The organism is Bacillus sp. FSL R10-2780 (assembly GCF_038006125.1).
Lineage (GTDB): Bacteria > Bacillota > Bacilli > Bacillales > Bacillaceae_G > Bacillus_A > Bacillus_A cereus_U.
In genome coordinates, this window is record NZ_JBBOUQ010000001.1 from 3,508,681 (window position 1) to 3,533,925 (window position 25,245).

A 25,245-nucleotide genomic window follows, 5' to 3' on the forward strand; every position below is an offset into this window, starting at 1 on the left:
ATCTCCCCTCGTTATTAGTTACGTAATGGCTTTCCTTTTACAAGCATGTGCTGCATTCTTGCTTGTGATTTCATCTCACTTACTAAGCTAATAAATGCTTCACGTTCTACATCTAATAAATACTGCTCATCAACTTCTGTTCCGTACGGCACTTTTCCGCCCGCAATGACATATGCAAGTTTCTTCGCAATGTGAAGATCATGTTCAGAAATGTAACCTGATAAATGCATTGCTTCTGCACCAAGTACAAGCGTTGCATAGCCTGTTTCACCAACAACTGGTATCTTTTTACGAATCGGCGCTTTATAACCCGTTTCATATAAAGAAAGTGCCTTTTGTTTCGCATCATATAGTAAGTGATCACCATTCACACTAATACCGTCTTTATCGCCTAAGAAATTGTTAGAGACAGCTTCTTGCGCTGATGTAGAAACTTTCGCCATCGCTACAGATTCGAATACTTTATTCGCAACTTTTTGTAAGTCGAATTCTACACCGTTTGCCATTTTGTTTAAGTGTTTAATGTATAGCTCTTTGTTACCGCCTCCGCCAGGGATTAAGCCAACACCTACTTCTACTAAGCCCATATATGTTTCGCTAGAAGCTTGAATGCTCGCTGCTGGTAAACAAACTTCTGTACCGCCGCCAAGCGTCATACCATATGGCGCTGCTACAACTGGCTTAGAAGAATACTTAATTTTCGTCATTGCATCTTGGAAATTTTTCACAACCCACTCAATTTCAAAGTAGTTGTCATCTTGTGCTTCCATTAAGATCATTGCAAGGTTCGCACCAACGCAGAAGTTCTTCGATTGGTTTCCGATAACAAGACCTTTATAATTTTTCTCTACTTCATCAACAGCGTAGTTAATCATTTGCGTAATATCCATACCGATTGCATTGCTCTTCGAATGGAATTCTAAGCAAAGGATGCCGTCGCCTAAATCAATTAAGCTCGCTCCGCTATTTTTCTTTAACACACCGTTTTTCGCTTTTAATTGCTTAAGCGAAATTGCTTTTTTGTTACGTTCGATTAGCTTATATTCACCGTTATCGTAATAGTAGCTATCGCCATTATCATGTTTATAGAAAGTAGCAAAACCTTTCTCTACCATTTCTTTCACCCAAGTAGGAACAACTGCGCCGTTTTCTTCCATCTTTTGAATGGACTTTTCAACGCCGATTGCATCCCAAATTTCAAATGGTCCTTGCTCCCAGCCGAAGCCCCATTTCATCGCTTGGTCAATTGCAACGATATCGTCAGCAATTTCTTTATGAAGTTTTGCAGAGTATAAAAGAGTTGGTGTGATAATATTCCATAACAACTCTCCTGCGCGGTCTTTCGCGTATACAAGCGCTTTCAATTTATTCGATAATCCTTTTTCTTGCTTACTTAACTCGATAGATGCAGCTTTTAATTTTTTACGCGCTCCATATTCCATCGTTTCTGGATTTAATTCTAAAATTTCTTTTCCTTGCTTTAAGAAGAAGCCTTGACCCGTTTTACTTCCAAGCCATTTTTTATCAAGCATGTCATGCATGAAAGCAGGTACTTTAAATACGTCGCGCTCTTCTTCTTGTACATTTTCATATACGTTATTTGCAACGTGTACAAATGTATCTAAACCAACAACATCTAATGTACGGAACGTTGCGCTCTTCGGACGACCAATTAATGGACCTGTTACAGAGTCAACTTCTCCAATGCTATAGCCACGCTTAATCATTTCTTGAAGCGTTACAAGCAAGCCATACGTACCGATGCGGTTTCCAATAAAGTTTGGTGTGTCTTTTGCGATAACAACGCCTTTTCCAAGAACGTCTTCGCCAAATAGTTTCATGAAGCTTAATACTTGTGGATCAGTTTCTTTCGTCGGTATTACCTCTAGAAGTTTTAAATATCGTGGTGGGTTAAAAAAGTGTGTTCCTAAGAAGTGTTTCTGGAAGTCGTCTGAACGACCTTCTGCCATCTTTTCAACGGAAATGCCTGATGTATTTGAACTCACAATTGAGCCTGATTTACGAACAGCATCTACTTTTTCAAATAGTTTCTTCTTTATATCTAAGTTTTCAACTACTACTTCAATAATCCAATCTACGTCAGCAAGACGCTCAAGATCATCTTCAAAGTTACCTGCTTCAATCAGCGCTAGATTACCTTTCACTGTCAGAGGAGCTGGTTTTTGCTTTACTAGTTTTTGCAAAGCCGTGTTACTAAAACGATTTCTCACACTTTTATGTTCTAATGTAAGTCCCTTCGCTTCTTCTTCCTTCGTAAGCGCCGGTGGTACAATATCAAGCAATAATGTCGGAATACCAATATTAGCTAAGTGTGCCGCAATCCCTGAACCCATTACGCCTGAACCTAGAACAGCAGCCTTTTTAATTTGGAACATCCATTTCTCCCCCTATTCTTGAATGAATGCTCATTCAATTTTTCGACATAAGTCGCAATCAATGAATGAGCCTCTACTAATAAATATATGATACAGTTTGAATTTTCGCAATATATTTATTGATAAAATTTTCTGAAATAAATATATTTCTTTCATTTGGCTATGCTATACATGTGTATTTTCTTTATTAAAATGCACTTTTCCTTTTTTATAATCTGACGAAACTGGAGGAATATATATGGCAAAACTTAAGAAGAACCCTTCAAAAGCTGGAATTAGCGCAGCAAGTGTAACTGGAAATGCAGGTCCGCATAATCACGGTGTTGAAAAAGGGCGTCAAGGTAATAACCAACAATATAAGAAGCATAATATGGGCGAAAAATAACGCTATATTTTTGGGCAGAGAACGTGGCATAATGATTAATGGCTGCTTTTTCTGCCCAATTTATTTGTACATATGGAAAACAAAAGAGGGAACGACGATGAAACGAACAGTAATTATGATTGTAATGATCGCCACACTATTTACAGGGATGATTTTCTTCTCTTATGCTCACAGACAACAAGCTGTAAAAGCAGATCAACCTAGTATTACTGGGCAATACGGGATTACAATCGATGCAGACACAGGTGAAACTTTGTATGGAAAACGGGAAGATGAGCGCTCTTATCCCGCTAGTATAGGGAAAATGATGACTGCCTTACTCTTACTAGAGAATGTAAAAGAAGATGAAGAAATTACGGTTACAGAGAATGCGATTAAAACGGAAAGTCAAAGTAAGAAGATTAAGCTTCGCGCCGGTGAAAAGTTAAAACGTGATGAGGCATTAAAACTTATGCTTATTATTAGTGCAGACCCAATCGCTGAGTCAATCGCTGAACATATTGCGGGATCAAAAGAAGAGTTTGTGAAAATGATGAATGCTAGAGCGAAGGAACTTGGTACAAAGCATGCGACTTTCAAAAACGCAAGTGGTGCTGATGCACTTGGAAATAAAGTATCACCTTATGACATTGCTATTATTACGAAAGAAGCATTAAAGTATCCAATTGTTTTAGATTATATGAACTCAACACGTACTACTCTACATACTTCAGAGCGCTCTCCAAAAATTGCAAACTATGGACGAGAAGAACTATCTGACGATCCATATGCCATTGGAAGTAAAAGCGGTTTATCAGCACTCGGAAAATACACAGTCGTAACAGTTGATGAAAAAGACGGTAAACGCGTCATTAACGTCGTGTTATCTTCTACTCGTACACAGCTATACCCTGATACGAAGAAAATGGCAAACTACGCATTTCAGCAATTAAAATAACCAAGGAGTATTTTCTCCTTGGTTATTTTTTGATCATACCTTTTAATACGAACGCAACGTTTGCTGGACGTTCTGCTAGACGACGCATGAAATAGCCATACCAGTCGTTTCCATAAGGTACGTAAACGCGCATTTTGTAGCCTTCTTTTACTAGCTCAAGTTGACGCTCTGTACGAATACCAAATAACATCTGGAATTCAAATTGATCCCTTGGAATGTTGTGTTCTTCGGCAAGTTTTTTTGTATATTCAATAATCGCTTCGTCATGTGAAGCAATTGCAGTGTAATTTCCATTTAATAAGTGCATTTTAATAATCTTTTTATAATTGTCATCTACATCTTTCTTTTCCGGGAACGCTACTTCTTCAGGTTCTTTATAGGCCCCTTTTACAAGACGTAAATTAGGATTATAAGCGTTTAAATCTTCCATATCCTTTTCTGTACGATATAAGTAAGCTTGAATAACAGTACCAATATTATCGTATTCAGATTTTAATTGTTTAAAGATATCAATTGTTTTCCCGCAGCGCGTATAGTCTTCCATATCAATTGTAATAAACACACCATTTTCTTTTCCAGCTTCTAAAATACGGCGCATATTGTTCATTACGATTTCGTCAGAGATATCTAATCCCATAGAAGTCATCTTTAAAGAAAGCTGCGAATTAAGACCTTCTCTTCCAATTGCACGAATCGCTTCAATCGATTCGCTAGCCATTTCATTTGCTTCCGCTTCGTTATCAACGAATTCACCTAAATAATCGATTGTTACACAAAGACCTTGCTTATTTAATGCTTTAATTGCAGCTGTCGCTAATTCAATCGTTTCCCCTGCGACGAAGCGACCTGCACCAAAGCGTAAACCGTACTTTTTAGCCAGTTTTGTTAGCGCTTTATTTTTAGATAAGAAAAGAAACGAATTTCGCATTAATTGTTCCATGTAATTCACCCCTACGACTATGATTTATCTGTTTTTTACCCCTCTTCGAAATTATATCACTGTTTAAAATTATTTGATACAAATAATTATTTAGATAATTTATAAAATACTATCAAAACATTTAAAACCCTATATTCCCGTTTATAAATATGAAGAAAATATTTTTCGACATTCAGAAAAAACGGGTTTACTAGGGAAAAAATGAGCATGCCGAAAATATTCGACATGCTCACAAAACCATTTATATTTCACCTAAATTATATGAGGATATTAATAACAAAAACTTGAGGTAACATTATCTCAAGCCTTCTTACTTCTCATTTCGCTTCTCATCATTCAGCTTTTTAATATTCGTAATTAACTGTACCATCTCTTCTTTTGCATCTGGATACGTCTCATTCCAATGTTTCACTAAAGCTGGCATCGTCTTAGCCATATAAGAATAAAGTGCCCATTTCTGTACCTGCTCTTTTCGCTCTTCGTTGCTCTCTCCAAGTAATAATTCCGTGTATTTCTCTAGCAAGCCATCAAACTGCTCATTAAACTTTTCACTCATCTTATTTTCCTCCTATATGAAAAAAGCAGCGAAAATCGCTGCTTCTTCTTATAATTTTGATCGAACAGAGTTTAATTTCTTCTCCATTGTGCTTACTTTATCACGACGATCATCGATACGAATTGTTGTCGCAACGCGCTGTGCACCTTTCGTATATGGAACTTCATGCATTTGTTGAATGACTTCTAAAATGACAGGAAGATCTCCTTCAATTACTGTATTCATCGGTGTTAATTGATACTTCACGCGATCAGCATTTTTCTCTAGCACCTTTTGTACTTCTGCTACATATTCACTAACACTTGGATTACCTGTTCCTACTGGAATAATCGATACATCAACAATTGCCATAATAATCTTCCTCCTATAACTGCTTCTTATATATCCATTATCTATTTTACCGAAATCCTCATCATTTTACTAATACGTTACTCTTCTACTTTAAACTGCTCAACCACTCTCTCTAAGTCCTGCATATTCTCTGTCAAACTTTCCATCGTATGAGCTACTTTTTCTAAATGATTCACTTGTGACTCAGTTGCTGCATTTACCTCTTCAGAAACAGCCGCGCTCTCTTGACTTGTGCTAGCAATTGTTTGCATAACTTCTGTAATGTCTTCTTGCTCGTGACCTATGTTATTTACCTCTTCTACAATTTTTCCAACTGATGTACTAATTGTGCTTACAACTGACATAATTGTGCGGAATTCAGCCTCTGCCTCTGTCGTAACTTTTTTTTGTACATCCGCAATGTCTTTCAATTTACTTACAACTTCTACAACTCGTTTTACTTCTAACTGCACATCGCTAATCATTATTGCAATCTCACTCGTTGCCTCTTTTGATTGTTCAGCTAATTTTCGAACCTCTTCCGCAACAACAGCAAAGCCCTTACCTTGCTCACCTGCACGTGCTGCTTCAATTGAAGCATTTAAAGCCAGTAAATTCGTTTGATCCGAAAGACCTTTTATAAGTTCTACCACATTTTGAATCGATCCAACCCTTTGCTCTAACTTACCGGATGCTTCTTCCGTATGAACAACGATAGAAGATGATTGTTCTCTTGTACGAACTAAATTCCGCATCGTATTGAGTCCCTGCTTAGATGCTTCTTCCGCCTTGCCAGTCACTCCCTTTATTTCACCAACGGAACTATTCATTTCTTCCATCGACTGCGCCATATTTTCAAGTTGCGCTGAAACCTCCTCTACACTATTAGCAAGAGTAGACGCGCCTCCGCTCACATCATCCATTGCACCTGAAACTTCTCTACTAGCTGCTACAGTTTCATTCGTTAAATAATGCAGATTGTGAGTCGATTGCTGTACTGTCGATACACTATTTTTAATTTTACTTACCATTTCATTCATTTGCTCAACCATATCATTAAAGTGAGTCGTAAGCGTACCAACCTCATCTTTACTTGTCACCTTCATTTGTAGTGTTAAATCACCTTCCGCTACTTTTTGAACGTGATTTGTTAATAGTTGTAATGGTCTTGCTAATCTTCTTGAGAATATATATGATGCAACTATTCCAATTAATAAACTTATACACGCCGTTAAAATAACCGTATTTCTTGTTTCTATTAGTAAGTTATCAATGGACTCTTTCGGATATACAATCCCGATTTTCCATTTCATCTTATCAAACAATTGACTATAAGCTACTACATCTTTTCCGCCTAATGTCGCCGCCGCAAATTTCGTTTCATCTTTATTTAAGCTTTTAACAAGTGGTTCTTTCGAAACATCTTTTCCTACTTTCTCCGGGTACACAATGGCAATATTTTTATCATTTACAATAAACATTTCTCCGCCATTATTATATTGAATATTATGGAGCAACTTCTGAATCGTTCCTAGCGATACATCCATTGCAACAACCCCTAACACAGAACCATCTTGCCCGACAATGGCTTTTGAAACTCCAATACTTAACTTACCTGTCGCGATTTCATATTGTGGTTGTCCCCAAATAATCGATTTTGTATCTGCTTCGGATGTTTTATACCACGGACGACTTGTTGGATCATATCCTTCAGGTACTTTTCCCCCATCAGCAAGATTTGCACTCAACATTTTTTTATCTTTCGTCCCTATGTAGACATCTAAAATATCAGGATGATTCTTTTTAAACCTTGAAAATTCCTTTAAAATAAAACTCTCCTCTTCTGGGGTAACCCCATCTTGTAGCATGTTTTGAATATCATCATGAGTTCCATAATGCCCCATATCTTCTTCAATTCGCTGCATAAATGCAGTTAACTGCTCTGTCACAAGATCCATCGTATTTTCAGAATACTGGTCTAAGGAGTGCGTTTCTTTCTCTTTTTGCAATTGATACACAGCTGTACCTAATATTACAAACATCATAGAAATAAGTACCGAAAATACTACTGCAATTTTTAAACGTAAACTTCTCAACATCTTCCCTCAAGCATCCCCTTCTCGATGAAATCTAATTATGTTAATCACTATATTAAGTATAATGGATAAATCAGAAAGCTCAATCCATATAGTTTAAAAAATTGAAATTTATTCTCATTTCAATCAGCTTAGTTATTATCTCGACACTTGTGTAAAAACAAATAGTTCATTATCCTTAACATATAATCTCATTCGTTCGGAGGGAACTATGCTACAAAAATTCGGTTTCTCACAATATGAAAGCCAAGCTTATGAAGTTGTCGTATCAAGCAATGACCCATTAGATGCAACAACTATCGTTAAACATTCAGGTGTTCCAAAAGCAAAAATATACGAAGTGTTAGCACGACTCATTGATAAAGGGATGGTAATGGATTCTGTTTCTGAAAAGAAAAAATTGTATACAGCATTACCACTCAAGCTAGCAATTGAAAAGTTAACGACAGAATTCCAATCTAATATTCAAGAACTTGAAAATAATATTTCTAAAAAGTCATTTACAGATGACCGCGTTTGGAGTTTAAAAATGCAGTCTTCTATTAAAGTACAAAGTAGGCAACTTATAGAAGATGCCAAAGAATCCATACGTATCTCAGCATGGAACGATACCCTTTTAGAATATCTTCCTTTACTAGAACAAAAAGCAAAACAAGGCGTCCAAGTCGAGTCCCTCATAGTTGGAAAAGTGGAAACAGACTTAGAAAACATGCATTTTTTAATCCCAGCTCAAGAACCTAACGCATTAGAGCGTTACTTACTACTCATCGTTGACGATCGTGAAATTTTATTTGCTGGTGTAGAGCAAGAATCATGGCAAGCGATGAAAACAATGTCACAACCTTTCGTGAAGTTCTTTACGGAGTTCTTCTATCATGACGTTGCACTTGCGAAGATTACAGAGAAGCACCATGATCTCTTTATGGAAGATGAGGAAATTAAGAGTTTGTTGATGAAATTGAGGTATTAATACATTCCTATAGTAATTTCTCACATAAAAAAATCTGTACCAAAAGGAGTTTTACATACTCATTTGGTACAGCTCTTTTTTTACGCTTTCGCTAATTCAATTTTATGTAGTTGGTTTTTCGGATGGTTTTGATTTGTAAATACAGAACGGTCATTCTTTATGTGTACGTTTTGTAAAGTTTACACCCAAACGAATAGACCATTTTACGATTTTTTTTGCTCCTTTAGCTCCATCAAAAGCTCAATAATCTTCTCATTTTGCTCCACTTGTTTCTCTGAATTTTGATAGAGGAAACGAACCCATCTAAATACAAAAACAATCACAAATAACGGAAGTACTGTGAATATAAAACCAATAATTGAATAATCCATATACTATCACCCCGCTATATACTTCCTTCTTCATTTCTCTACTAACCCCTGCAATTTTTTACACAAAAAAAAGAACCTATCAAACGATAGATTCTTCTTTCGTAAGCTGATTCGAGCGTCCTCTCGTAATAGAGAAAATCGCACAAAGCAGTGCCAATATAATGAAAACGCCACCTACCCAAGCGTTATATATAACAGATGATCTTTCAATAACAACTCCGCCCACTGTTGAACCGAGTGCAATCCCTAAATGAAGTGCAGAGTTATTTAAACCTTGCTGAATACCAGCTGATTCTGGTGCAATTTCAATTAAATAGTTTTGCTGCGCTGGTGAAATCGCCCAGCTCAGCATACTCCACAGTCCCATCATAATAATAAAGAGCGGGAATGAGAATGTCATCATCGGCAACATAAAGATTGCACATGCAAATACGATAATGATGGAAATAATACTTTTCTTCGATCCCCATTTATCAGCAAGCCAGCCTCCAAGGCCACCTCCAAGTACCGCTGCAATCCCGAAAATGAAGTAAAACACACTAATCCAATTTGATTCAACATGCATGACATCTTTTAAAAACGGTGTTAAATATGCATATAGCGTTAAATGACCCGTTAAAAATAAAAATGATGTTAACTGTGCACTTACAATTTTTTTATCCTTTAACGTAGCGATTTGTTCTCTTATTGATAATACCGATGTCGGTGGTACTTTCGTTAAGAATAATGAGATACAAGCGATCGCCATAACAGTTAATATCGAAATTAATACAAATGGCGCACGCCATCCGTATGCATTTCCGAGTACAAGACCGAGCGGTACTCCAAGTACGAGTGATCCGCTAATCCCCATAAAAATGATCCCAATTGCACGCGCACGAAAATGCGGTTCTACTACACTAGAAGCAAGTGTTACAGATAGTGCAATAATAAGCGATCCACTCGCCGCACAAATTACCCTTGAAAACATCAACATCTCATAATTCACACTAAATGCCGAAATGATATTTCCAATTAAGAAAATTGATAATGCCACAACATACAATTTCTTTCTTTCAAACTTGCCTGTTAATGCTAATAAAACTGGCCCTGATAGAGCGAATACTACTGAAAATATTGTAATAAGCTGACCAGCTGCACTAATCGACACACCTAAATCATTGGCAACTAAATCAAGCGTTCCTCCTATAATTAGCTCAACCGTTCCGACTACAAAAGCCGCAATAGCTAAAATATACACACGAAAATTCAAGTCTTTCCCCACACTTTCTCTTTTGGTTACTACCATTATAGTAACCAAAAGAGAAAGTGGACGCAAGTACAATTTTTTTACAGCAAAAAAGCAGGCGTATTATACGCCTGCCTTCAATCATTAAACTCCAGTTTCTTTCTTCTTATTTAAATACCAATACACCGGAAGTCCTGTAAATACAATTCCAATTGATAAGAAGCAACTTACCGGGTCGTTAATAATCGCACTTCCAAGTACAAACAACGATCCTAAAATCGCAACGATTGGTACAATCGGGAATAACGGTACACTATATGCACGCTCTTTATCCTTGTTACGCTTTCTTAAAATGAAGACACCAATAAACGTCATTACATAGAAAATATAAATAATGAATACGGAAATCTCAGATAGCTTATTCGGATCACTAATAAGCATTAAAATAATTCCTAATATGATTTCAACAGTAATCGCATTCGCTGGTGTTTTAAACTTCTCGTGTGCCTTTGCGATAAACTTAGAAAACGGAAGGTGTCCACGCTCTGCCATCGACATCGGAATACGTGGGAACGTTAAAATCTTTCCATTTAAACAGCCGAAAATAGAAATGATAATACCAATACTAATAATTTTCCCGCCATATTCTCCAAGTAACATGCCCGCAGCTGTCGCCGTTGCGTTTTCTCCAAGGTCCACAATTTTCGCTGCTGGTAATACATTTAGTAACGCTAAGTTAATTAATACGTAAGCAGCTGTTACAATTAAAATCCCAATTGTCATTGCCTTTGGTAATAACTTTGTTGGGTTCTTCATTTCTCCGCCAATAGAAGCAAGTAAAATCCAACCATCATAGGCAAATAAAGTTGCTAAAATTGCCATCCCGATACTTTGATTTTCTGATATCGGTACAACTACGTTGAAGATATCACTATTCCCTTTCCAAAACCCTAGCACAACAATTAATATAATTGGAATCATCTTCCCAACTGTCGTAACCGTTTGGACGATGCCCCCATATTTTGTTCCCAAACTATTTATAACGCCTAGGAACACAACTGTTCCAATTGCGATTGGTAAATTCCAGACTTTATCTAAATAGAAAAAATTGATCATTAAAGAACTAAAATACAAACCTAACGTTCCAATAATAGCTGGTCCATAAACAATTGTTTGCATCCAGCCAGATAAATACCCCCAAAAACTTCCGTAAATCTCCTCTAAATACGTATACAACCCACCATTTTTGGGAATTTGCGCTCCAATTTCGGCTACTGTTAAACCACTTGCTAACGTCAACAGACCGCCAATTACCCAAGCAAAAATAGCCATATTAGAACTCCCTGAGTAATCTAATACGCTCCCTGGTTTCATAAACACACCAGACCCAATAATAGTTCCTACTACGATAGAAAGTGCCACTGTTAAACCAATTTTGTTTTTCTCATCATGATGCATGCTGCGTATCCTCCTTCCAATTCTAGTGTGATGCAAAAATGAAATAAAAAAACACTCCTCCCTAAAAAAGGGACGAGTGTTGTATTCGTGGTTCCACCCTTGTTTCAATTAGTAAAGTGACACACTTCACCAATTTCTCAAGTCTAAATAACGGTTTTTGCCGGCAAGCAATTACTAGATATCCGTTCACTGCTGCAGTTCAGAGGTGGTAATCGATTTTCCCGTATTAGGAAGCTCACAGCCAAAGGCCTCCCTCTCTGAGAATCGTAAAAAATTGATCATGTCCTCATCATCACTTCTTGATGTCGAATTTTGTAGTTATTGTTCATTATATTGAATTGTTAGAAAAAATCAATATATTTTTTATATAACATAAGAAATATTTCTCTCCTTATATTATAACAGAAGTTACCATTTTTCTCTAATTTGCTCTCTCGTGAACAACGTGATCTGGTGAATGAAATTATATCGACTTCCCAACAAAAAACGACAACGATAGCAACCTACATAATAAGAGGAAGCTGTTCCAAAGACAGCCTCCTCACATATGTACCTTTCGGTTGCCCACACGAAAGATACGGCATAGTTCAATTATTTATCATCTTTTTTCATGAAAAATTTATGATTTGGAAGATCGACATTTAATTCCGCTAATTGTTTCTTTTCATTTTTTAGAATCGCTTTCGCTTTTTCTTTTGTCGCTTCATCTAATCCCGTAAAGATGTCTTCATGCTTCTCTTTCTCGGGAAGGTTTACGCCTAACTCTTTCAATTTCTCTTTCACTTGCTCACGTGTTAATGCTCCGGATTTTTCTTGCTCTAAAATCGACTTCGCTTTTTCTTTCGTCGCCTCATCTAAGTTTGCAAACATGTCCTTGTGCTTACCTTTCTCTGGAAGGTTTACGCCTAACTCTTTCAATTTCTCTTTCACTTGCTCACGAGTTAATGTTCCAGACTTCCCTTTCTCTAAAATCGATTTCGCTTTTTCTTTCGTCGCCTCATCTAAGTTTGTAAACATGTCCTTGTGCTTACCTTTCCCTGGAAGGTTTACGCCTAACTCTTTCAATTTCTCTTTCACTTGCTCACGAGTTAATGTTCCAGACTTCCCTTTCTCTAAAATCGACTTCGCTTTTTCTTTCGCCTGATCATCTAATCCCGCAAACATTTCCTTGCGATTACCCTTCTCTGGGAATTTCACACCTAGTTCCTCTAACTGTTTCTTTGTATCGTCCATAATCGTTTTTACTTTTTGTTTTGTCGCCTCATCTAAATTCTTCTTTGCAGTTCCTTTTGTAACTTGCTCAGCTGCTGGAGTATTAGTTGCCGCAAACGCTGGTATGCAAGCTCCTCCTATAATTCCAAATGATAAAGCACCTGCAATTGCTACATACCCAAATGTTTTTTTCTTCATAGGAAATTTCCTCCTTCATATTTCTAAAGCATGTACACTTTCGTATACAACGCCTATAGTAATGTTGGTTTCTTAAAATTTCCTTAACGATTTAAATAAAGTGAAACTTTAACTAGTGGGGGGATTTGTCCATCCTCCACTAATTATTAGCCCAAACCAATCGGGACAAAAAAACACCGCTCATCATGAGCGGTGTTTCTCTATGCATTTTGTAATTGTACTTCTTCACGTTCCATTACTTTTCTTAATACAATTGTTTGTGTCATTGTAAATAAATTACCTGTAATCCAGTACAGCACAAGTCCTGATGGTGCCGCAATACCCATAAACAAAATCATTGCTGGCATCATAATTTGCTGTATTTTCAGCATTTGTACTTGCTCTCCAGGCGTTATATTTGATTGGAACACCTTCATTTGAATAAATGTTGTTAATGCTGCGATAATCGGTAATATATGATATGGATCTGCATGTCCTAGGTTCACCCATAAAAATGAAGATGTACGAATCTCTTCAGTTCGGCTAATCGCATAATACAAAGCAGAGAAAATCGGCATTTGTATAAAGATTGGCCAGCACCCAGCTAACGGATTCCAACCGCCTGATTTCATTAGTTCTGACATTTCTTTTTGATACTGCTTTTGTTTTTCAAGATCTTTACCCACATCACCGTATTTCTGTTTCAGCTTCTGTAATTCAGGTTGCATTTTTTTCATTTTCGCTTGGCTACGATATTGCGAAACAGCTAATGGAATCATCGCTGAACGAACAACAAGCGTAATGATAATGATTGCAATCCCGAAGCTAGCTCCAGGTATATGATGAGCAACAAATTGAATCATAAATGAGATTGGATATACGAAATAATGGTTCCAAATTCCCGTACTATGTGAATCAATTGTACCTGCATTACTGCAGCCAGATAAAACAAAAACAAGTAATAATGATAAACTAATGAGCCTAGCTCGGTATGATTTTAACATGTTCATTCCTCCAATGTTTCGTAATTAATTAGCGAAACATTGGTGTATACGGACCTACCTCGTCACTCTCTCCACTCGATTCTTGTCTGCGGACAGAACGAATCATTCCATATTTATAAAAAATAGAAAATAGCGGTACATTTCTTGTACCCTCTTCACACGTATCAACTAGTTTAAACGCTCTCTGTCTACCGTTCGATGCTTGCTGACGCACAAAGCGAGAAACGTTAGCAAGAAAGAAAACTTCTAATAAACAAAGCGCCGTCGTTACAAACGATATATATAGAATTGCATCCTGCAATAAAAATTCCATTGCTTCACATCCTTAATAAAGTCATTTTAGCACATTCCACAAACATTCTCTATTTCCTTTTGTTCTCAAAAGTTTTTTTGCATATTTTCTCAAAAAATTATGCTAGAAAACTAATGTATTCGCTTTCTTTAGTATATTCACACGTATCTTTGAATAGGTTTAATTTGTTAGAAATTTATAAAATTTTTGTATTATAATAAAACTATTGCCAGTTTTTGAAAAAAGCTTTATTCTCTTCTTGTAATCAAAAATGAATATGGAGATGAAACATACTATGGGTCAACTAGGAGACGCCGATTACGTTCCCGACACCGCCTTTTTATCCTTCCCAGCAGCTAAAACATTTCACTTAGAATTTATGATACAGTTAGTTGTTATTTTTATAGCTTCTATTTTGTATGCAATTTCTATGAATATGTTTTTTATCCCGCATAATATGATTAGCGGTGGGTTCGCTGGTGTAGGGATGATTATCGGTTATTTAATGCACTACAATATCGGAGCACTTATCTTTTTACTAAACATTCCGCTTCTTATTTTAAGTCACTTTTACTTAGGAAAGAAGACAACCTTTTTAACGGCATACTTTGTAGCTGTATCATCTTTAGCGATGAACATTATCCCAGTACACCAAGTCTCAGACGATATTTTACTTTCTTCTGTATTCGGTGGTGTCATCTGCGGTGCTGCCTCAGGAATCATATTCCGATTTGCTTCTTCAACAGGTGGTTTTGATGTTGTTGGATTGATTGTAGCGAAACATCGCGATGTTTCAATTGGAGCAATCATCTTTGGATTCAACTTAATCTTACTTGTTGCAGCAGGATTTATTTTCGGATGGGATATTACGCTTTATACGTTAATTAGTCGGTTTGTAGTCAGCAAAGTAATTGATGCCGTGCATACAAAACATATTAAATTAACGATAATGACAATTACAGAAAAAGGTGAGGAAATAAAAAGCTCACTATTACATCACGGCATACGTGGGGTGACAATGGTAGATGCTGTCGGCGGCTATACAAACCATAAGAAAAAAATGATTTACACTGTCGTAACTCGCTACGAGTTGGGCGAAATGAAACGTATTATCCGCCAAGTGGATAATAAAGCATTTATGAACATTACTGAAACAGTTGAAATTGTCGGCCGTTTCAAACGTATATAAAAAAGCGCAAGGAACTACAATTCCTTGCGCTTTTTAATTTTTACACTTATTACAAAATCAGATAATTCTATAATTGTGCCCCTAAATGTGTTATAATGAAAGCAGACTTACAAAAAAGAGTATATAGACTTGGAAGTTTCTCTTATTTTTATAAGCAAAAAGAAACGAGCAGTCGGGTATATTTCAGACACCATACACGTAACGGTTTTCCAAAAGCCGTTCATCTTAGTTATTCTTCACTGATCTTTTTATAAAAAGATACGTACAACTAAAATTCACTTCAATATACTATACCTACCTTTTTGACTTCCAAATCATCTTATTACATAAGGAGATGAACATATGAATCAATATATACGATACACACTAGCTGTCCTATTTGCCATCGTCGGCGGTGCAATCTGTTTCTGGACAAACACTGAGCTTGGAGAGAATATCATTTTTAATGGAATCGAAACCCTTGTAAGCGCTTCAATTTTAGGCGGATACATTTTCTTCCTCTTCAATCCAGAAGAAAATGCTCAAAAAACAATGTTATTAACAATGATCGGAATCGTTGGCGGATGTATTTCCTACTCAATGACAAACTATACATTACCACTTCAATTAAGCTCAGCTTTCTTCCACGGTCTATGGACTTGGTTTATCGCATTCTGCCTAGCAGACGTATTCAACCTACTACAAGACCACGAAGAAGAAAATGGTCAACAAATTGAAAGTAATTCTTAAGCTGGAAGATACTCTTCCAGCTTTTTTGTTTGCTATTCTCCACGCTTGCATACCCCGCTTGGTATTTATCGAAATATATCAGCGATTCCTCGATTATATCGACCGTTTCTCCAATTATATCGGCGATTTTTTCATTATATCGACGTTTCGACACAGGATATCGATTTACCGACAATTTTCAGCAACCTACTTATACTCAATACCCCATCACTAAAATAAAAAGAAGTTACCTTTACGGCAACTCCTTTCCCACATACCCCACTCATTATTCACTAAAATATATCAACGATTTTTCAAATATATCGATCGTTTCTCCACCTATATCAACGATTTTTTCAATATATCGACGTTTCGACACAACATATCGATTTAACGACATCCTTCGACAATCAAAACGTGCAACATACCCTATCCCCCAAGCAACTTACTACCGAACTCCACGATTAAAAAGATAACTAACAGGATCGCAAGTATTTTCAATGCTACATACGTCACTTTAAAAATTACATAAATGAGCAAGACTAACAAAATAATCGCTAAAATTTCCATATATAATTCCTCCAAGCTTTGCTCTTCTTACCTCATTTTACTCGCCCCGAACTTTTTATGGAACGGCAGAAGATTACATATAGAAAAGAGGATACCTCACCCATCGTAAGATACCCTCTCCTTCAACCGCTCAAACCATTCTCTCTCCAGTTTTAAATATCCCAATTCACTCTTCTCAGCGGTCTTCAACTCTTTATCTGCTTTCTTCATATAAATATGGAAGGCTTCTATGTCTTGCTCTAAATATTTGATAATTCCTTGTGTGCGGTAATACCCATTTAAGTCCATTTTTGTAATTGCCTTTGCATGTTCCTTCGCTTCTTGCAGGGAAAGATTTCCCTCCTGATACAGTACTTTATATAAAAGATACCAACTATGAAAACTACCAACAAAATATTTATTCTCTTTTGTCACAGGTAACTGCACAATTTTCTCTAAATGCACTATCGCTTTTTCCATTCCCTCTTGATCAGCTCGGGCATAAAAGACAAGCATAAGTCCACTCATTATCTCGCTTATACTTTTATCCTCTTTTAATTTCCCCTCACTAAGTTCTATTAATCTCTCATCCCAATCTTCCGGTCTTTTGTAACTAAATAACTCACTCGATACTTGAATCGTGTATAAATGCTCTCTAGCCTTTTCATCATCTTTAATTAAAATGAGAAATTGCATGCCATCGCTTAGTAGCGTTCCCTTTATTGGAATTGCTGTGACGACAAAGATTGCAAGGTGTAAAACAGAAAAGTATAAAAGCATGTGGTAATAACTCACCATATATATATAACCTGATACAATGCCAAATACGAAACTCGTTAATGGTCCGCTTAAAGTCATCCATGCCCATTTTTTCGAAAGGTTCGGTGTGTATGTGGAAGGCGGTACTAACATTGCGACGCCACCAACATACATCCATATTTTATTTTCTCGAATTCGTATTTTTCCCTTTTCTTTTTGAACAGTAATAGGCCCTACTGTCATAAACTTAAATTTCAAACCTACTATCAAACCACATATTACATGCCCTAATTCATGAATAGCTAACACTAGCAATGCAATCCCGAAAAAGGCCCATATTTCTATAATTTGCTGTACTTTTTCTATTCGAATGAATCCGTATAAAGCGGAGCAAACGAAGGCAACTAATAATGAAAAAGCAGGTCTTCTTAAAATGTCCACCGTTTCTCTCCCCTTAATAAATCATCTTTTTATGCATTTCGTACATATATGTTCCAACATGTAATACCCAAACAAACGAAATCATAATGACCATAAAGAAATCTTTCCCATCTAAAAGTGCATACGCAATCGCCGCAAACCATGCACAAACAAGTGTCATATTTGTATATTGATATGCCTTATATCCGGCTTCATGAACGATCTGCTTTTGCCCTTCATCTGCATTCTTTGCCCACATTTCCATTGACTGAGAATACGTGACACTCTGTTCTGGATATAGAGTGTTATACCTTTTCTTCACTGTAAATCCTAACCAGGTTATAGCGATGAAGCATACTGCAGATGCCACTGTACTTACACTTACAAAGAATAAGTTCCCTTCAACTGTATACATTCGGTAAAAAGAAATAATCGAGCAAACAAACCATGATGGAATAACAATTTCCATTATTCGAAGATAAATAAGTACTATTCCTAATCTTCTTCCCTTAACATTCTCCTCTTCATCTTTCGTTTGTGCGGGCGCTCTTGTACGCTCCCAAATATAATATATAGCTATTGCGCCAAATAAACTCATCATAACAATGCTAACAACAGAAGATATTTTGCTAGTATCCTCTGTTGCAATATCTCCTACTGCATACCCTATAAACCCGCCAAATACTGCTCCTACTAACAGTTTAAATATAGCTGACATTTTCCCCTTCTCCTTACTCTCCATCTTCCTCTTCCCCCTCCACTAACATAAATATCTCCTCCACTGGCTCTCCAAAAATTTGTGCGATTTTTAGCGATAACACAATAGACGGCGCATAATCTCCGCGCTCAATTAAACTAATGGTTTGCCGAGATGAACCAATCGCTTTACCTAACTCACCTTGTGATAAACGATGCTTTGCTCTAAATTCCCTCACTCTATTTTGAAGCTTCATGCTTTACCTCTTTTTCATTTATTTAATTAAAATTGTAAATAATATCCTTTCAAATGTCAATTATCATTGTCATTTTGACGTAGATACATGTCAAAAATGGATATATATTATACTAGACATAACGTATATAATAATTTTTAAGAACTACATAATTGAGGTCAACGTAAACTTCCTTATTACTGAAAATAGCACCTACCAAGGTTATAGCACTGGCTTTTCTAGTGAATTTAATAAAGTGAAACTTTAATCAGTGGGGGTTTTGTTCATCCCCCACTGATTATTAGCCCTCACCAATCGGGCTTTTACGGGCAGCCCGACTCCTACCTAACTTCTTTGCTTCAGCTGAATTTTGAGGTGGGAGTCTTACTGCCCGGCAAATAGCGGGATAAATATGAACCTATGTCCATACTAAGCAACGATACGTACGAACTTTCACCTAGTAAAACGGGAACATATTATATAGTAGTGACCGGTTACGGTATCGAGGGAAAAATAAAAGCAAACTGGAAAATACAATAAAAAAGGCAGTGCTTTTGCACTGCCTCCCTTAAATCTGACATAGAATGGATTCCATATTAACTTGCGTTTTGTAAAAATACTCGTTTTAGTTGTTTGCGGAAACGAATGCCTAACGTAATTGCTACAATGACAATAGCTCCGAAAATGATTTTACCGATATGATCTCCCAGTAATCCGAAAATATCATGTAAGTTACCACCTAACCAGTAGCCACCAATTAAGAAGAATGATACCCAGAATAAAGCACCTGAATAAATTGTAATCGCAAAGCGGCGAAACGGTAAGTTAATGATACCTGCAAAGTATCCTGTAAAATGACGTACACCAGGAATGAAGAAACCGATAAAGATTAGAAAATAGCCATACTTATCGAACCACATTCTCGTTAAATCAATTTTTTTTTGTGTTAAAAATACGTACTTCCCGTATTTTTGAACAAAAGGCATACCAAGCTTATTTCCTAAAAAGTATTGGATTGTCATTCCTACACTTGTCCCAATAAAGGATAGGATAATTAAAATAGGTAAACTTAGGTCACCCTTCTGTGCTAAAAACCCCGCATATGCTAATGTTGGCTCTCCCGGAAACGGAAGTGCAATATATTCTAACAGCAAACCTACAAGTACTACATAATACCCGTATTGCTGAAATAATTCATGAACCCATTCCATGTCATCTCCCCTTTCATCCACGTACAACTTGTTACTATTATTGTATAAAAAAATTGTCGAAATAACTATCACAATAGCTTACATTTTTATTACATTTTTGTAAGGCTCCTGCTAAAGTTTTCTGTTCTTTATTTAATTATATAAATTATCGTTTTAAAACGGGATGACACCTACCTATTACAATGGCGAGAGACGTTAATATACAAATTTTATCCAGTTTTTAGCACTCGAAAATCGCCTCATTTTGTTCTCTATAAAAAACCATAACAAACTCATACTAACTTCATATTAGCTTCATATATGTATTGTAAGATTATATCGGAATTTGTTGAAAACTTTTACTACTATATTACCTAAACATTAAATTGAATAAATATAAATCGCTTTCTAAAAATGAAAAAAGGGAGAATAAGAATGGAAGCTTATAAAATGCACGATTTTATTAATACCAATATTGAACCTCATCCAAATGAAACGATTTTTAATTTACACATATGTGAAACAAATGAATTTGACGTAAGTTTAACAAAATCCACAACGCTATCTTTTGTCGTTTCTAAAAAGAATATTAAAATTGTCACGAAAAAATGGACTAATTCTAATCAAGAAAGCATGATTGGAAAAAGTTATATCATTCCAACGAAAGCGTTTCACTATTTCTTACCTATGATTTCTGAAACAGAAGATGAAATGAGTATTCAAGTACAGAGCTTCGGACTACACGGTGAGCTTTTACTAAATGAAAGATTGCTCATTGATAAAAACAACAAACATAATACAAAAATCACTACTTTTTTTGAATCACTAAATGAAAACGTACATCAAGCATTACGAGGATTACAAATTCATTGCATGTAATACTACTAAAATAGTAAAAGGAGAATATCAATGAAAAAATTACTAGTAACTATAATGTTATCGTTAGGTTTTTTAACTGTTCCATATATGTCTGCGGAAGCAGCTTCAACTAACGAACAGCTTATCGTTGACACGAAATTAAATAAAATGGATTTCTATCAAAATGGAAAGTTTATAAAAAGCTTCACTGTCGCTACTGGCAAAACAGCAACACCTACACCTAAAGGTACTTTTCAAGTGGTAAATAAAATTAAAAACCGTCCTTATTATACAGGACATATTAAAGGCGGCGATCCACGTAATCCACTTGGTGACCGTTGGCTCGGATTAAATATGGCAGGAACATACGGAACAACGTATGCGATTCATGGGACTAACAACAATCAAGCGATTGGCAAAGCTACAACACTTGGCTGTATTCGCATGTATAACAATGATATACATTGGTTATTTGAACGTATTCAAGAACGTGCCACTGTCACTGTAAAATAACCTATGAACAAGATTTACATGTAGCCAAGAATTTTATATCTTGGCTTATTTTATTTATTCATTTACAGTAGCTAAACAACTCTACTTGCATATATAATGAGAGTAGACTGCACTAAATAGCATAAAAACATTAATAAACATAGATATTAAAATTATACAGTTAGAATGTTTTATAAATTTTACATTGCATACTATAATAGAACTACTGTAATACTGAAATATTCAGTTCCAATAAACAACTCCCCTTGCTACTTTTATGATTATTTTATAGCGGGGGCTTATTATATGTATATACAACCTGAGTCACCCGAAAAATGATGAATTCGAATATTGCAGTAAAAAGCGTTATTTAGGAGGTGTTACTATGACGCATATACTGGTGATTGAAGACAACCCAGATATACAAGAACTTATTCGTGAATTTTTAACTGCTCAAAATTTTACCGTTGATGTGGTTGGTGCTGGAACGGAGGGAATTCTTCTTTTCCAAAAAAATTCATACGACCTTGTCCTCCTTGATGTAATGTTACCGGATATAGATGGTTATAGTATTTGTAAAATTATGCGAGGACAGTCTGATGTACCAATCATTATGTTAACAGGCTTACATAATGAAGAGAGTGAAATTAAAGGGTTTGAGTTAGGCATTGATGACTATATTACGAAACCGTTCCATTACACAGTATTTATTAAACGCGTAGAAGCTGTATTAAGAAGGACAACAACGAAGGAAGCCGAAACTGCAACTATACTACAATTCCATGAATTGATGTTAAATTCTACAGCATATGCGGCTTATGTTCATGGTAATCAAATTGAACTAACAACTAAAGAATTTGAGATTATATATACGTTGTTACAAAATCGAGGAAAAGTATTATCAAGAAGTGATTTGTTAAATAAGGTATGGGGCTATGAACATTATGGTGATGTAAGAGTTATAGATACACATATTAAAAATTTAAGGAAAAAATTAGGGATTACTTATATTAAAACGGTGAAAGGCATTGGCTACAAAATCGAAGCATAGTAAGGATAACATCACCAAAAATATTTTCATCAAAACCCTATTGTTTTGTGTTCTTTTATCAATTTGTCTTTATCAAATCATTTATTTTCTAGCTTTAAACTATGATAAAGGGCGTTATGCGAAAAACCCTGAAACTCAAACTGTGGAACATGCGGATTCAGTTACGAAAAACGAACAAAATAAAAGAGAACAGAATAAAGCTGTTTCAGAGGGTAGCATTTCAAATTTCCAGTCATCTATTATAGATTTCAAAACACTCTCTACGGCTATTAATCATCTTTTGCAACCTAGCCAAACTACAAAAGCAAAAGAAAATGTAGCAAATCTTTCGGAGGAAAGTAACAAAACTGAATCACATACTAAAGCGGAACAAATAGCCGCTAACACTGATTCCTTACATACACAAAATGCAGCAAAGAAAACAAACGAAACACATGATAATCCTAGTTTAGCAGATGCCTTGCAACAATTAGCTCCAAATATTGGTGCAACAATGCTTGCATTATCTCTGCTCGGTTCTTTAGTTTATGCCAAACTAATTGCCAAACCTTTTCAATATATGAGTGATACTTTAAAAGATATTATAAATCTGGACTTTTCAGATCAACAATCACCTAACAAAAATACAGATCAAACAGATTTTAATTTGCAAGTAGCCGCTTCACAAGTCCCAACCATTGTGAAGAATCTACATGAAACAAATACAGATTTACGAAATGAGCTCAAGAAAGAACAACAATTAGAACAATCTCGCAAAGAATTTATGTCTATGGTATCCCATGAATTAAAAACACCTATCGCAGCCGTTATGGGCCAACTAGATGGCATGATTCACGGAATCGGTGCTTACAAAGATAGAGATAAATACTTAAAACGTTCCTACGAGATGATGCAGGATATTAACGTATTAACGGAAAAAATGTCAGAATTATCCAAAATGCAAAATCCTCAATTCAAACCGAATTTAGAAGTTATTTCACTATCTAACATCATTGAGGACGTTATGAAGAAAGTAGATTATTTTATATCTGTAAAGCAATTAAATGTTCAATCTAATATTAAACAAGACGTACAAATTTTAGCTGATCCTAAATTTATTCAAACTGCTATTTTTAATATTATTTCAAATGCAATTCACTATACAATCGATCATCAGCATGTATATATAAAGCTTTATGAAAAACCGAACGGTTACGCATTAGAAGTATTAAATACAGGTTCACAAATTGATGAGGACAAACTCGCTCATTTATTTGAGCCATTCTATCGCGCTAATCCTGGAAATAACGGTTTAGTACAAGGTAGCGGTCTTGGATTATATATTGTAAAACAAATACTAGATAAACATCAGTTTCCTTATGGAATACAAAACACACCTCAAGGTGTAAAATGCTCAATTGTCTTTCCAAAAGCAATGTAAACTACTACTATAATTTCATACCCCAAACTCATACTTCGTATGAGTGGCGGAATTTTGTAGAGTCTCTGTCTCTGTTTCGTTCGCCCGTTGTCCTTATTAGGATAACGGGCGTTTTTTATTTATCCCGCTATTTGAGGGCATTAAAACTCCCACCTCAAAATTCGGCTGGAGCAAAGAAGTTAGGTGGGAGTCGGGCTAATAATCAGTGGGGGATGAACAAAACCCCCACTGATTAAAGTTTCACTTTATATAAGGAGGTTTTCACATGGAGAAATTTAAGTATTCATTACTAGTTTTATTCGGCGCTTGTAGCTACGGCGTACTTTCAACTATTTTTAAACTCGGATTCATCGAAGGATTTTCATCACACCAACTACTAGGAGGACAATATGTCTTCGGATGGATTGGACTCCTTTTACTCGTTCTGTTCTTTTCACGTCATAAAGTATCAAAAAAACAATTCTTTTCGTTACTAACAGTCGGCACAACAATGAGCATGACAGGTATTTTCTATGCTATTTCCGTAGAAGAATTGCCAGCCTCTATCGCTGTCGTTTTACTCTTTCAGTTCACTTGGATTGGTGTAGTCATCGAAGCGATTGCGAATCGAACATTCCCAAGCCGTGAGAAAGTTATATCTATTATTATTTTATTTACTGGTACATTGTTTGCTGGTGGAGTATTTGAAGGCCTTGGACAAAACTTTTCGACGAAAGGTATTATTTTCGGACTATTAGCTGCCGTCTCTTTCTCATTCTATGTATTTGTAAGCGGGCGCGTTGCTACAGATGTTCCGCCTTATACGAAAAGCTTTCTTATGACAACGAGTGCTACTCTTATTGTATGCTTATTTTTCCCGCCTACCTTTTTAACAGATGGTACCTTACAAGCAGGCCTATGGAAATACGCTTTCTTCCTTGGACTGTTCGGGGTTATTATACCTGTCATTTGTTTTTCAATTGGGGTACCAAAAGTAGGAACAGGACTTGGTACAATATTAGGTGCAGCTGAATTACCAACAGCAATTATCGCTTCTATTACACTTGTTCATGAAGTTGTATCGCCAATGCAGTGGATTGGGATTGTGGTTATATTACTCGGTATTTTTACACCACAACTACTTACTGCTAGGAAAGAAAAAAAACATAATCGTGTGCATAGTGCGTGAAAACATCAACTTGTATATAAATGTGAATAAAGTTACGATATGTTAAACTTTATTTCTACCTTCAAAATAACATATGATATTGCGGCTATTATTCTCGTAATCCTTGCTGTGCTTTTCTTTTTAAAAGATAAGAAAGAGGGTTATACAGCATGACAAA

26 protein-coding genes and 1 other annotated feature are annotated in these 25,245 nt (G+C 36.0%); of the genes, 10 read left to right on the forward strand and 16 right to left on the reverse strand.

Annotation, left to right across the window (positions count from 1 at the left end; translation table 11 throughout):
- Positions 1-14: 14 nt before the first annotated feature.
- Entirely contained in the window at positions 15-2,396 is a 2,382-nt protein-coding gene (locus tag NSQ47_RS18450) for a 3-hydroxyacyl-CoA dehydrogenase/enoyl-CoA hydratase family protein (protein ID WP_215580029.1), read from the reverse strand.
- A 238-nt stretch (positions 2,397-2,634) separates the two neighbouring features.
- On the opposite strand from NSQ47_RS18450, the gene NSQ47_RS18455 reads away from it, so the two are divergent.
- A complete protein-coding gene (locus tag NSQ47_RS18455) occupies positions 2,635-2,781 on the forward strand; it encodes a YuzL family protein (protein WP_001096344.1) in 147 nt (48 codons plus the stop codon).
- A 97-nt stretch (positions 2,782-2,878) separates the two neighbouring features.
- Entirely contained in the window at positions 2,879-3,718 is an 840-nt protein-coding gene (locus NSQ47_RS18460) for a D-alanyl-D-alanine carboxypeptidase family protein (RefSeq protein WP_341037616.1), read from the forward strand.
- A gap of 22 nt (positions 3,719-3,740) precedes the next feature.
- Here NSQ47_RS18460 and NSQ47_RS18465 read toward each other — a convergent pair whose 3' ends face one another.
- The 4 genes from NSQ47_RS18465 to NSQ47_RS18480 form a co-directional block, all read right to left on the reverse strand.
- On the reverse strand, positions 3,741-4,658 hold the full coding sequence (locus NSQ47_RS18465; protein ID WP_002112697.1) for a proline dehydrogenase family protein: 918 nt from the start codon (positions 4,656-4,658) through the stop codon (positions 3,741-3,743).
- A gap of 310 nt (positions 4,659-4,968) precedes the next feature.
- A complete protein-coding gene (locus NSQ47_RS18470) occupies positions 4,969-5,214 on the reverse strand; it encodes a YusU family protein (RefSeq protein ID WP_001290599.1) in 246 nt (81 codons plus the stop codon).
- A gap of 48 nt (positions 5,215-5,262) precedes the next feature.
- Complete coding sequence (locus NSQ47_RS18475; protein ID WP_001018862.1) at positions 5,263-5,565, reverse strand: MTH1187 family thiamine-binding protein; 303 nt, start codon at positions 5,563-5,565, stop codon at positions 5,263-5,265.
- A 77-nt stretch (positions 5,566-5,642) separates the two neighbouring features.
- Positions 5,643-7,643, reverse strand: coding sequence for a methyl-accepting chemotaxis protein (locus tag NSQ47_RS18480; RefSeq protein ID WP_341037617.1), 2,001 nt, complete (start codon positions 7,641-7,643; stop codon positions 5,643-5,645).
- 208 nt (positions 7,644-7,851) lie between these two features.
- Between NSQ47_RS18480 and NSQ47_RS18485 the strand changes: the two genes are divergently transcribed.
- Complete coding sequence (locus NSQ47_RS18485; RefSeq protein WP_215569409.1) at positions 7,852-8,610, forward strand: TrmB family transcriptional regulator; 759 nt, start codon at positions 7,852-7,854, stop codon at positions 8,608-8,610.
- 203 nt (positions 8,611-8,813) lie between these two features.
- Here NSQ47_RS18485 and NSQ47_RS18490 read toward each other — a convergent pair whose 3' ends face one another.
- The 6 genes from NSQ47_RS18490 to NSQ47_RS18515 all read right to left on the reverse strand — a co-directional run bounded on the left by NSQ47_RS18490 (position 8,814) and on the right by NSQ47_RS18515 (position 14,373).
- Positions 8,814-8,981: a hypothetical protein gene (locus NSQ47_RS18490; RefSeq protein ID WP_341037618.1), complete on the reverse strand. Its 168-nt coding sequence runs from the start codon at positions 8,979-8,981 to the stop codon at positions 8,814-8,816.
- Between the two features lie 79 nt (positions 8,982-9,060).
- Positions 9,061-10,269, reverse strand: coding sequence for an MFS transporter (locus NSQ47_RS18495; RefSeq protein ID WP_341037619.1), 1,209 nt, complete (start codon positions 10,267-10,269; stop codon positions 9,061-9,063).
- 84 nt (positions 10,270-10,353) lie between these two features.
- Entirely contained in the window at positions 10,354-11,667 is a 1,314-nt protein-coding gene (locus NSQ47_RS18500) for an APC family permease (RefSeq protein WP_002159975.1), read from the reverse strand.
- Positions 11,668-11,732: 65 nt separating this feature from the next.
- Positions 11,733-11,969, reverse strand: a binding site (T-box leader).
- 289 nt (positions 11,970-12,258) lie between these two features.
- The gene (locus tag NSQ47_RS18505) at positions 12,259-13,077 is read right to left on the reverse strand and encodes a hypothetical protein (protein WP_341037620.1); all 819 of its coding nucleotides are present in this window, start codon (positions 13,075-13,077) and stop codon (positions 12,259-12,261) included.
- Between the two features lie 200 nt (positions 13,078-13,277).
- Positions 13,278-14,060 (reverse strand): membrane protein insertase YidC, encoded by a 783-nt coding sequence (locus NSQ47_RS18510; RefSeq protein WP_002112707.1) that lies wholly within the window; start codon positions 14,058-14,060, stop codon positions 13,278-13,280.
- A gap of 28 nt (positions 14,061-14,088) precedes the next feature.
- Entirely contained in the window at positions 14,089-14,373 is a 285-nt protein-coding gene (locus NSQ47_RS18515) for a hypothetical protein (protein ID WP_002112708.1), read from the reverse strand.
- Positions 14,374-14,647: 274 nt separating this feature from the next.
- On the opposite strand from NSQ47_RS18515, the gene NSQ47_RS18520 reads away from it, so the two are divergent.
- Together NSQ47_RS18520 and NSQ47_RS18525 are read left to right on the forward strand one after the other, a co-directional pair.
- Positions 14,648-15,541 carry a YitT family protein gene (locus tag NSQ47_RS18520; protein ID WP_002145016.1) on the forward strand — a complete coding sequence of 298 codons (894 nt, stop codon included), beginning with the start codon at positions 14,648-14,650 and terminating at the stop codon, positions 15,539-15,541.
- A 342-nt stretch (positions 15,542-15,883) separates the two neighbouring features.
- Positions 15,884-16,270, forward strand: a complete 387-nt coding sequence (locus NSQ47_RS18525; protein ID WP_002112709.1) for a DUF3938 domain-containing protein — start codon at positions 15,884-15,886, stop codon at positions 16,268-16,270.
- Between the two features lie 408 nt (positions 16,271-16,678).
- Here NSQ47_RS18525 and NSQ47_RS18530 read toward each other — a convergent pair whose 3' ends face one another.
- The 5 genes from NSQ47_RS18530 to NSQ47_RS18550 form a co-directional block, all read right to left on the reverse strand.
- The gene (locus NSQ47_RS18530) at positions 16,679-16,819 is read right to left on the reverse strand and encodes a DUF3985 family protein (RefSeq protein ID WP_002159971.1); all 141 of its coding nucleotides are present in this window, start codon (positions 16,817-16,819) and stop codon (positions 16,679-16,681) included.
- Between the two features lie 96 nt (positions 16,820-16,915).
- On the reverse strand, positions 16,916-17,998 hold the full coding sequence (locus NSQ47_RS18535; protein WP_341037621.1) for a M50 family metallopeptidase: 1,083 nt from the start codon (positions 17,996-17,998) through the stop codon (positions 16,916-16,918).
- A 13-nt stretch (positions 17,999-18,011) separates the two neighbouring features.
- Positions 18,012-18,719, reverse strand: a complete 708-nt coding sequence (locus NSQ47_RS18540; RefSeq protein ID WP_341037623.1) for a DUF3169 family protein — start codon at positions 18,717-18,719, stop codon at positions 18,012-18,014.
- Entirely contained in the window at positions 18,709-18,930 is a 222-nt protein-coding gene (locus NSQ47_RS18545) for a helix-turn-helix transcriptional regulator (protein WP_002159968.1), read from the reverse strand. Before NSQ47_RS18545 ends, NSQ47_RS18540 begins: the two co-directional genes overlap by 11 nt.
- 575 nt (positions 18,931-19,505) lie before the next feature.
- Positions 19,506-20,120, reverse strand: coding sequence for a DedA family protein (locus NSQ47_RS18550; protein WP_016106555.1), 615 nt, complete (start codon positions 20,118-20,120; stop codon positions 19,506-19,508).
- 414 nt (positions 20,121-20,534) lie between these two features.
- On the opposite strand from NSQ47_RS18550, the gene NSQ47_RS18555 reads away from it, so the two are divergent.
- The 5 genes from NSQ47_RS18555 to NSQ47_RS18575 all read left to right on the forward strand — a co-directional run bounded on the left by NSQ47_RS18555 (position 20,535) and on the right by NSQ47_RS18575 (position 25,088).
- Positions 20,535-20,978: a DUF3978 family protein gene (locus NSQ47_RS18555; RefSeq protein WP_341037624.1), complete on the forward strand. Its 444-nt coding sequence runs from the start codon at positions 20,535-20,537 to the stop codon at positions 20,976-20,978.
- A 30-nt stretch (positions 20,979-21,008) separates the two neighbouring features.
- A complete protein-coding gene (locus NSQ47_RS18560; RefSeq protein ID WP_002112718.1) occupies positions 21,009-21,470 on the forward strand; it encodes a L,D-transpeptidase in 462 nt (153 codons plus the stop codon).
- A gap of 364 nt (positions 21,471-21,834) precedes the next feature.
- Entirely contained in the window at positions 21,835-22,500 is a 666-nt protein-coding gene (locus NSQ47_RS18565) for a response regulator transcription factor (RefSeq protein WP_002159964.1), read from the forward strand.
- Entirely contained in the window at positions 22,478-23,920 is a 1,443-nt protein-coding gene (locus NSQ47_RS18570) for a sensor histidine kinase (RefSeq protein WP_341037625.1), read from the forward strand. The genes NSQ47_RS18565 and NSQ47_RS18570 overlap by 23 nt, the downstream gene beginning before the upstream one ends.
- A gap of 265 nt (positions 23,921-24,185) precedes the next feature.
- Positions 24,186-25,088, forward strand: coding sequence for an EamA family transporter (locus NSQ47_RS18575; RefSeq protein ID WP_016106558.1), 903 nt, complete (start codon positions 24,186-24,188; stop codon positions 25,086-25,088).
- The last annotated feature ends 157 nt before the right edge of the window (positions 25,089-25,245 follow it).

Bases quoted from the DNA above. Each gene is read 5' to 3' on its own strand.
- NSQ47_RS18450 (WP_215580029.1), bottom strand. From the start codon at position 2,396: ATGTTCCAAATTAAAAAGGCTGCTGTTCTAGGTTCAGGCGTAATGGGT.
- NSQ47_RS18455 (WP_001096344.1), top strand. From the start codon at position 2,635: ATGGCAAAACTTAAGAAGAACCCTTCAAAAGCTGGAATTAGCGCAGCA.
- NSQ47_RS18460 (WP_341037616.1), top strand. From the start codon at position 2,879: ATGAAACGAACAGTAATTATGATTGTAATGATCGCCACACTATTTACA.
- NSQ47_RS18465 (WP_002112697.1), bottom strand. From the start codon at position 4,658: ATGGAACAATTAATGCGAAATTCGTTTCTTTTCTTATCTAAAAATAAA.
- NSQ47_RS18470 (WP_001290599.1), bottom strand. From the start codon at position 5,214: ATGAGTGAAAAGTTTAATGAGCAGTTTGATGGCTTGCTAGAGAAATAC.
- NSQ47_RS18475 (WP_001018862.1), bottom strand. From the start codon at position 5,565: ATGGCAATTGTTGATGTATCGATTATTCCAGTAGGAACAGGTAATCCA.
- NSQ47_RS18480 (WP_341037617.1), bottom strand. From the start codon at position 7,643: ATGTTGAGAAGTTTACGTTTAAAAATTGCAGTAGTATTTTCGGTACTT.
- NSQ47_RS18485 (WP_215569409.1), top strand. From the start codon at position 7,852: ATGCTACAAAAATTCGGTTTCTCACAATATGAAAGCCAAGCTTATGAA.
- NSQ47_RS18490 (WP_341037618.1), bottom strand. From the start codon at position 8,981: ATGGATTATTCAATTATTGGTTTTATATTCACAGTACTTCCGTTATTT.
- NSQ47_RS18495 (WP_341037619.1), bottom strand. From the start codon at position 10,269: ATGGTAGTAACCAAAAGAGAAAGTGTGGGGAAAGACTTGAATTTTCGT.
- NSQ47_RS18500 (WP_002159975.1), bottom strand. From the start codon at position 11,667: ATGCATCATGATGAGAAAAACAAAATTGGTTTAACAGTGGCACTTTCT.
- NSQ47_RS18505 (WP_341037620.1), bottom strand. From the start codon at position 13,077: ATGAAGAAAAAAACATTTGGGTATGTAGCAATTGCAGGTGCTTTATCA.
- NSQ47_RS18510 (WP_002112707.1), bottom strand. From the start codon at position 14,060: ATGTTAAAATCATACCGAGCTAGGCTCATTAGTTTATCATTATTACTT.
- NSQ47_RS18515 (WP_002112708.1), bottom strand. From the start codon at position 14,373: ATGGAATTTTTATTGCAGGATGCAATTCTATATATATCGTTTGTAACG.
- NSQ47_RS18520 (WP_002145016.1), top strand. From the start codon at position 14,648: ATGGGTCAACTAGGAGACGCCGATTACGTTCCCGACACCGCCTTTTTA.
- NSQ47_RS18525 (WP_002112709.1), top strand. From the start codon at position 15,884: ATGAATCAATATATACGATACACACTAGCTGTCCTATTTGCCATCGTC.
- NSQ47_RS18530 (WP_002159971.1), bottom strand. From the start codon at position 16,819: ATGGAAATTTTAGCGATTATTTTGTTAGTCTTGCTCATTTATGTAATT.
- NSQ47_RS18540 (WP_341037623.1), bottom strand. From the start codon at position 18,719: ATGGAGAGTAAGGAGAAGGGGAAAATGTCAGCTATATTTAAACTGTTA.
- NSQ47_RS18545 (WP_002159968.1), bottom strand. From the start codon at position 18,930: ATGAAGCTTCAAAATAGAGTGAGGGAATTTAGAGCAAAGCATCGTTTA.
- NSQ47_RS18550 (WP_016106555.1), bottom strand. From the start codon at position 20,120: ATGGAATGGGTTCATGAATTATTTCAGCAATACGGGTATTATGTAGTA.
- NSQ47_RS18555 (WP_341037624.1), top strand. From the start codon at position 20,535: ATGGAAGCTTATAAAATGCACGATTTTATTAATACCAATATTGAACCT.
- NSQ47_RS18560 (WP_002112718.1), top strand. From the start codon at position 21,009: ATGAAAAAATTACTAGTAACTATAATGTTATCGTTAGGTTTTTTAACT.
- NSQ47_RS18565 (WP_002159964.1), top strand. From the start codon at position 21,835: ATGACGCATATACTGGTGATTGAAGACAACCCAGATATACAAGAACTT.
- NSQ47_RS18575 (WP_016106558.1), top strand. From the start codon at position 24,186: ATGGAGAAATTTAAGTATTCATTACTAGTTTTATTCGGCGCTTGTAGC.